The following is a 761-nucleotide window of genomic DNA, read 5'->3' as shown; positions in this document are numbered from 1 at the left end:
GGCGCTGCCGAACGTGACGCCGGTGGCGACGGCGATGCCGTCGCGGTCCTTCCTGTCGCCGACCCCCGTCGGGGCGGACGGCGTGATCACGGCGCGGTTCCCGGGAGGCGAGAGCTACTCGTACTACTATTACGCCGCCGATCTGAAAGCCGGCACGCTGCTCACCCAGACCACACTGACGGGCCGCGCCGGCGCGATGAAGTGGATCGAGATCTCGCTGCTCGACGACAAGGGGCGTCCCGACAAGAGCTATCACCTGTCGCGCACCGACGCGAGCGCCGACGCGACCAAGAGCTTCCCGATCGATCGCTCCGGCCGCTGGGTGGTGCGGGTGAAGATGGAAGGCGGTGAGACGACGTCGTTCAAGGTCGAGCTCGGCGGCGACGCCTTCTCGGGCGGCCGGTGAGGGGGCGACGATGCACGGCTTCAACCGAACGCTGCTCGCCTTCGTTGCCCCGGTGCTCGCCGCCGTGGCGGTCGCCGGCTCCGCGCTGGCCCAGGACCTCTCCACCTCGATCATGCGGCCGAGCCCCATCGATCCGGCGAGCGGGCGCGTCACCGGGACACTGCCCGGCGCCGCCGGACCGGTGAGCTACTATCTCGCGGTCGACCTCGTGCCGGGACGACTCACGACCCAGCTCGAGGTGACCGGCCGGCCGCAGGGAGAGCGGCGCGTGACGCTGCAGCTCCTCGATGCGGAGGCGCGGATCGCAGCATCGACCTTCGTGCGGGCGGGATTCGGCAGCAAGGACGAGAAGACC

2 protein-coding genes are annotated in these 761 nt (G+C 70.6%); both read left to right on the top strand.

Features of this window, described 5'->3' with window-relative positions; genetic code table 11:
- Nucleotides 1-406, top strand: a 406-nt coding sequence (locus ABTU92_RS30865; protein WP_408095326.1) for a hypothetical protein, incomplete at its 5' end; no start/stop codon positions are given.
- A 10-nt stretch (nucleotides 407-416) separates the two neighbouring features.
- On the top strand, nucleotides 417-761 hold a 345-nt coding region (locus tag ABTU92_RS30860; RefSeq protein ID WP_408095325.1), incomplete at its 3' end, for a hypothetical protein.

The organism is Rhodoplanes sp. SY1 (assembly GCF_046000175.1).
Taxonomy (GTDB): Bacteria; Pseudomonadota; Alphaproteobacteria; order Rhizobiales; family Xanthobacteraceae; genus Rhodoplanes.
The sequence above is the reverse complement of the archived record's forward strand: the minus strand, read 5'-3'. Positions and strand labels throughout refer to the sequence as shown.